Consider the following 5,743-nt stretch of genomic DNA (forward strand, 5'->3'; position numbering starts at 1 on the left):
CGCCCGACGTCAAGGTCGCGCCGCCGCCGGTCGTGACGCCGCCGCCGATCGTGCAGGCGCCGACGACCGTCGCGCCGCCGGTGATCACGACGCCGGTGCCGCCGCCGCCGCGCCCCGTCGTGGTCGCGCCGCCGCCCGCCCCGCCACCGCCGCCGCGCGTCTCGCAGGCTGCCGTCGCGAAGGGCAATCCTGGGCAGTATTTCTCCCAGGACAATTATCCTCCGTCGGCGCTTCGTGCCGGTGAGGAAGGGCGCGTGGTTGCCATGCTGACGATCGGCACCGACGGTCGCGTAAGCGAATGTGAGGTAACGACGTCGAGTGGCAGCGCTGCGCTCGATCAGGCTACGTGCCGTATCGCCAAGAGCAGGGTCCGTTACAGCCCGGCGAAGGATGAGAACGGTCAGCCGATCGCATCGAGGCAGACGTTGCCCGTCCGGTGGCAGATCCAGCAGTGATCTGCCGACTGGCCACACATTTGACGCCATTCGTTTTTCAAGGGACTAGCATTTTATGATGATCACCATTCTCGCCGCCGGCGCTGCGCCGGCCGCCAAGGGCGACAATCCGTACGGCCTCATCCCCGCGCTTCAGGAAGGCGGTCTCATCTCGCAGACCGTGTTCGGCATCCTGGTGCTGATGTCGATCGTCTCCTTCTACATCCTGTTCTCGAAGCTGTTCGAGCAGCAGAAGATCATCAACCAGGCGAAGCGCATCAGCCAGCAGGGTTTCTGGAACTCGAACTCGCTGCGCGAAGGCTCGGCCAAGCTCGAGAAGAACTCGGCCTACAAGCAGATCGTCGACGACGGCCTGTCGGCGCAGGACCAGCACCAGAAGCTGACCGATCCGGTCGAAGCGCATGACTGGCTGCACGGTTCGCTGGCGCGTTCGGAAGCCTCGATCAACTCGAAGCTCGGCACCGGCCTCGCCTTCCTCGCGACCGTCGGCGCGACCGCGCCGTTCATCGGCCTGTTCGGTACGGTTATCGGCATCTATCGCGCGCTCATCAAGATCGGCGCTGCCGGTCAGGCGTCGATCGACGCGGTCGCCGGCCCGGTCGGTGAAGCGCTCATCATGACCGCGCTCGGCCTCGTCGTCGCGGTGCCGGCGGTGCTCGCCTACAACTGGCTGCAGCGTCGCAACAAGTCGATCGCGGAAGACCTGTCGGCCTTCTCGAACGACGTGCTCGGCTACCTCGCCTCGAACGGTGCGGTGAAGCCGGCCGGCGTCGGCGCTGCCAAGCCGGCCCCGGCGAAGCCCGCCGCGGCGCCCGCCGGCGGTGCGACCCGCGCGTAAGATGAAAATGGGAGGCGGGGCGGCCGTTCGCGGCCGCCCGGCTGACCGGCCGTCGGCCCGACCCGACGGCAGAATGAGTAGGAAAGCCTGACACATGGCGATGAGCGTTGGTGGAGACTCCACCGAAACTCCGATGTCGGACATCAACACGACCCCGCTGGTGGACGTCATGCTGGTGCTCCTCATCATCTTCCTGATCGCGGTTCCGGTCGTGATCCAGACGGTGAAGCTCAAGCTTCCCAATGTCCGCTTCGATCCGACCACGACCAAGCCCGAGAACGTTTCGCTCTCGATCATGGGCGCGCCGGACGGGACGTGCAAAGTCTATTGGGGCCTGACCCCGGTGACGCATGACGAGCTGCTCAACCGCGCGGTCGAGAAGCTCAAGAAGGAGATCGCTCGGCAGGGTGGCCCCAACGCCCCCGGCCTGGAACTCCCCGAAGCGCATATCCGCGGTGACGTGAACACCCCGTGGCATTGCATCGGCGGCGCGATCTTCAACATGCAGATGGCCGGTTTCGCCAAGGTTGGCTTCATTTCCGAGCCGCCGCCGGGCGAAGGCGTCGAGCGGCTGTGAGCGGAAGCGGTCAGGAGTAACACGACATGGCAATGAGTGGCGGCCGCGACGACGGCGAGCCGATGATGGAAATGAACACGACGCCGTTGATCGACGTCATGCTCGTTCTCCTCATCATGTTCATCATCACGATCCCGATCCAGACCCACGCGGTGAAGGTCGATCTGCCGCAGAATCAGCAGAATCAGCCGCCACCCCCGGTCCTGCCGGACAAGAATGTCGTTGCGATCGACATCAACGGCACGGTGACCTGGAACGGTACCCCGGTCGATATGGTGACGCTGCGTCAGTATCTCGACGTCGCGGCGGGCATGAGCCCGGAGCCGGAGCTGCACTTCCAGCCCGACCGGCAGGCCCGTTACGACGTGGTCGATCGGACGCTGGCGGTGATCAAGCGTTCGCGCGTGACCAAGCTCGGCTTCATCGGCAACGAGCAATATTATCGCGATTTCTGACGGCTACGGCCGCGCATTTCGCGACGATGGTTGAAGGGCGGCCTTGCGGGGCCGCCCTTTTTCTTTTGGGGTGTGCTTCGGCCCGCGCGCAGCGGCAGAGGCGGGCTCGTGGACGAACAGGGCGTCGAGAACCCGGCTCAGCTATCCCCCGTTCGCCCTGAGCTTGTCGAAGGGCGGCCTCACCGGCTGAGTGACCGACCTCGCTTCGACAAGCTGGCGACGAGTGGTTCGTATTCCGCGCAAAGCGTGCGGGCCAGCGGCAGGATGTGATCGCGGACGAGTGGTGCCAACGGCATAGCCGCGGCTTCGACGTGATCGACCCAGACGGCCGCTTCGATCTCCGCGCGCGGTTGGGGCAGATGTGAGGCGCGCACATGGAAGATCTCGGCGTCGACGATATGATCCGGTTCGTTGGCAGCCGGCGCGGAGAAGCGACCAACGTATCGAGCGTCTTCATCCGACAATGTCAGGCCGATCTCCTCATCCAACTCGCGCAACAGCGCATCCAGTGGTGCCTCGCCGGGCTCGATCTTGCCGCCCGCCAGCATGAACCGCCGTGCCCCCGCCTTTCGGACCAGCAGCAACCGCCCGGCGCGGTCGTCGATCAAGGCGGCGGCGATGCGGATCGTCCGCGCCGCTCGTCGCTCGTTCACGACGCCGCACGCTGCGGCAGACCATCGGTGATGTCGTAATAATCGCCCTTGTCGGCGACGTAGATGTGCATCCCGATCGTCGTGCCGGTGGGCTTGTCGAACGCCCCCATCGCCACCGCGATCTTGTCGTCGTGCAACGGCGCCCAGAAAAGCGTCGACCCGCATGAGGCGCAGAAGCCGCGCCTGGCCTTTTCCGACGATTGGAACCACGCCAGCGAGTGCTCGTCCGCGATGGTCAATGCCGATGTCGGCACCTCGGTCGAGGCGAAGCAATGCCCCGATTGTTTGCGGCATTGCGAGCAGTGGCAGACCGCCGGCGGCGGGAGATCGCCGGCAACGGTGAAGGTGATGGCGCCGCAAAGGCATGATCCGGCATGCATTCATTGCTCCTTTCGTCGGGCGCGGAGCCGGGCGGCAGGTCTATTCGACTTGTCCGCGCCGCCGGGCGAGCCAGACGGTTCGCCCGCCGCAACTCGGGTCCTCCGCAATGTGGTCGATCACATCGAACGCGGCGGCGGCGAGCAGGTTGCGATATTCGTCCGGGGAAAGGCTGCCGTGATAGAGCGGTTCGCCTTCGAGTTTGCCGATTGCGCTGCCTTCGCTGGTGCCGCTCGTGAACATCAGTGCCGCCCCGGGGGCGGCATGCGCCGCGAACCGTGCGAACATGCCGCGCTGATCGGCGGGCGGCAGGTGAAAGAAGCTGTCCCACGCGAGCAGCCCCGCAAATCGCCGCCCGAGCGAAAGCCTGCGCATATCGGCGAGATGCGCGGGCGCGGTCGGCAGGTTGGCGCGGAACAGCGCTAGCATCGTCGGACTGGCATCCACGCCGGTCACATCGAACCCGCGGTTGATCAGCGCACGCGCGATCGGAACCCCCGATCCGCAACCGATATCGAGCACGGTCGAACGTGGGGCGAGCAGCGCGCAAAAGCGGTCGAGCCACGCCTGCTCGGGTAGCCGGTCGCCGCGCAGCGCCGCCCATGCCGCGCCGTGGCGGTCATAGACATGGATTACGGAGGTTTCCGGTCGATCCTGTCGCATCGGCGGAACGTAACGCGGCGCGGGTGCGGCTGCTACTATTCGTCATCCCAGCGCAAGCTGGGATCGCGTGCCGCGGAGCGCGCGCCTGCGGCCTGAGATCCCAGCTTGCGCTGGGATGACGACGGCGGCCGCGCCGCCTGTCGTCACAACCGCGGCAACGTTACCCCTTGCTGCCCCATATATTTGCCCGCGCGGTCGGCGTAGCTCGTCTCGCACGGTTCGTTGCCCTGGAGGAACAGGAACTGGCACGCGCCCTCATTGGCGTAGATTTTCGCCGGGAGCGGGGTGGTGTTGGAGAATTCGAGCGTGACATGCCCCTCCCAGCCCGGCTCGAGCGGGGTGACGTTCACGATGATCCCGCAGCGTGCATAGGTCGATTTGCCGAGGCAGATCACCAGCACGTCGCGCGGCACGCGGAAATATTCCACCGTCCGCGCCAGCGCGAAGCTGTTGGGCGGGATGATGCACACGCCGGTCTTGCGATCGACGAAGCTGTTTGCCGCGAAATCCTTGGGATCGACCACCGCATTGTCGACATTGGTGAAGATCTTGAACTCGTCGGCGACCCGCGCGTCATAGCCGTAGGAGGACAGGCCATAGCTGATGCAGCCGTCGCGGCGCTGCGCCTCGACGAACGGCTCGATCATGCGGTCGGCGATCGCGCGCTCGCGAATCCAGCGGTCGGACAGGATGGACATAGGTGGCGTTACCTCTCTTTCGCCCGCTTTCGCCGTCCGCCGCGGCGCTGGCAAGGGGGGAGGGGAGAATGCGCCGAATCCGCGGCTGTCGCCTGTCCCTTCCGCGCTTGACGTGGCGCCTCGTGCCTCGCAACGCAGTCCGCGATCATTCAAAAAAAGGGAGAGGGCGGGTGAGCTTCACGCTAAGCGGCAGGGTCGCATTGATCACCGGGGCATCGTCGGGTTTCGGCGCGCATTTCGCGCGGCTTTATGCCGCGGCAGGGGCGAAGGTGGTGCTCGGCGCGCGGCGCGTCGACCGCGTCGAGGCGCTCGCGGCGGAACTGGGCGCCGCGGCGCTCGCCGTGCCGCTCGACGTTGCCGACGAGGCATCGACGATCGCCGCTTATGACGCGGCGGAAGCGCGCTTCGGCACGGTCGATACGATCGTCGCCAATGCCGGGATGAGCCACGCCGGGCGCGCGACCGATGTATCGGTCGAAGGGCTGCGGCAGCTGGTCGACGCCAATTTCCTCGGCGCCTATCTCACCGTGCGCGAGGGCGCCAAGCGGCTGATCGCGGCGGGCGCGCGCGAGACGGGGCGTGGGCGGGCGATCATCATCGGCTCGATCACCGCGCATCTCACCGGGCAGGGCGACAGCGCTTATGCCGCGTCCAAGGCCGGCGTGGCGCATCTCGGGCGCAATCTGGCCCGCGAGTGGGTGCGGCAGGGAATCAACGTCAACGTGATCCAGCCGGGCTATGTCCAGACCGAGATCGCCGGCGACTGGTTCCAGACCGAAGGCGGCGCGGCGCATATCGCCTCGTTCCACCGCAAGCGGATGATGGACATCACCGCGCTCGATCCGCTGATGCTGTATTTCGCCTCGGATGCCTCGGCGGCGGTGACCGGGGCGGTGGTCGACGTGGACGACGGGCAGTCGTTGTAAGCCCGATTTCTCCCTCCCTTGAACAAGGGAGCATCTGTGATGTTGATCAAGCGGGTCGAGGTATCCATGGCCGGTTTTGAGCGACGAGAGAGTTAGCGAG

The 5,743-nt window shown here is 66.1% G+C and carries 9 protein-coding genes; 5 read left to right on the top strand and 4 right to left on the bottom strand.

Going from position 1 to position 5,743, the window contains the following annotated elements:
- The 4 genes from BGN95_RS21575 to BGN95_RS21590 all read left to right on the top strand — a co-directional run.
- On the top strand, positions 1-455 hold a 455-nt coding region (locus BGN95_RS21575), incomplete at its 5' end, for an energy transducer TonB (RefSeq protein ID WP_286773962.1).
- Between the two features lie 55 nt (positions 456-510).
- Positions 511-1,293 carry a MotA/TolQ/ExbB proton channel family protein gene (locus BGN95_RS21580; RefSeq protein WP_179512235.1) on the top strand — a complete coding sequence of 261 codons (783 nt, stop codon included), beginning with the start codon at positions 511-513 and terminating at the stop codon, positions 1,291-1,293.
- Between the two features lie 94 nt (positions 1,294-1,387).
- Positions 1,388-1,870, top strand: a complete 483-nt coding sequence (locus tag BGN95_RS21585; RefSeq protein WP_179512234.1) for an ExbD/TolR family protein — start codon at positions 1,388-1,390, stop codon at positions 1,868-1,870.
- Positions 1,871-1,896: 26 nt separating this feature from the next.
- On the top strand, positions 1,897-2,325 hold the full coding sequence (locus BGN95_RS21590; RefSeq protein WP_179512233.1) for an ExbD/TolR family protein: 429 nt from the start codon (positions 1,897-1,899) through the stop codon (positions 2,323-2,325).
- A gap of 179 nt (positions 2,326-2,504) precedes the next feature.
- Here the strand turns inward: BGN95_RS21590 and BGN95_RS21595 are convergent, their stop codons facing one another.
- The 4 genes from BGN95_RS21595 to dcd form a co-directional block, all read right to left on the bottom strand.
- Positions 2,505-2,978: an NUDIX hydrolase gene (locus BGN95_RS21595; RefSeq protein ID WP_286773963.1), complete on the bottom strand. Its 474-nt coding sequence runs from the start codon at positions 2,976-2,978 to the stop codon at positions 2,505-2,507.
- Positions 2,975-3,358, bottom strand: coding sequence for a GFA family protein (locus BGN95_RS21600; RefSeq protein WP_286773964.1), 384 nt, complete (start codon positions 3,356-3,358; stop codon positions 2,975-2,977). The genes BGN95_RS21595 and BGN95_RS21600 overlap by 4 nt, the downstream gene beginning before the upstream one ends.
- 40 nt (positions 3,359-3,398) lie before the next feature.
- A complete protein-coding gene (locus BGN95_RS21605) occupies positions 3,399-4,019 on the bottom strand; it encodes a class I SAM-dependent DNA methyltransferase (protein WP_286773965.1) in 621 nt (206 codons plus the stop codon).
- 143 nt (positions 4,020-4,162) lie between these two features.
- Positions 4,163-4,717, bottom strand: coding sequence for a dCTP deaminase (gene dcd, locus BGN95_RS21610; RefSeq protein ID WP_286773966.1), 555 nt, complete (start codon positions 4,715-4,717; stop codon positions 4,163-4,165).
- Between the two features lie 170 nt (positions 4,718-4,887).
- On the opposite strand from dcd, the gene BGN95_RS21615 reads away from it, so the two are divergent.
- Positions 4,888-5,643 (top strand): SDR family NAD(P)-dependent oxidoreductase, encoded by a 756-nt coding sequence (locus BGN95_RS21615; protein WP_265269506.1) that lies wholly within the window; start codon positions 4,888-4,890, stop codon positions 5,641-5,643.
- Positions 5,644-5,743: the final 100 nt, after the last annotated feature.

Origin of the sequence: Sphingomonas sp. 66-10, assembly GCF_001897045.1 — a bacterium.
In the GTDB taxonomy this organism is placed as follows: Bacteria; Pseudomonadota; Alphaproteobacteria; order Sphingomonadales; family Sphingomonadaceae; genus Sphingomonas; species Sphingomonas lycopersici.

What these genes read in the sequence shown, in the direction of transcription:
- BGN95_RS21580 (WP_179512235.1), top strand. Translation starts at nt 511, where the DNA reads ATGATGATCACCATTCTCGCCGCCGGCGCTGCGCCGGCCGCCAAGGGC.
- BGN95_RS21590 (WP_179512233.1), top strand. Translation starts at nt 1,897, where the DNA reads ATGGCAATGAGTGGCGGCCGCGACGACGGCGAGCCGATGATGGAAATG.
- BGN95_RS21585 (WP_179512234.1), top strand. Translation starts at nt 1,388, where the DNA reads ATGGCGATGAGCGTTGGTGGAGACTCCACCGAAACTCCGATGTCGGAC.
- BGN95_RS21600 (WP_286773964.1), bottom strand. Translation starts at nt 3,358, where the DNA reads ATGCATGCCGGATCATGCCTTTGCGGCGCCATCACCTTCACCGTTGCC.
- dcd (WP_286773966.1), bottom strand. Translation starts at nt 4,717, where the DNA reads ATGTCCATCCTGTCCGACCGCTGGATTCGCGAGCGCGCGATCGCCGAC.
- BGN95_RS21605 (WP_286773965.1), bottom strand. Translation starts at nt 4,019, where the DNA reads ATGCGACAGGATCGACCGGAAACCTCCGTAATCCATGTCTATGACCGC.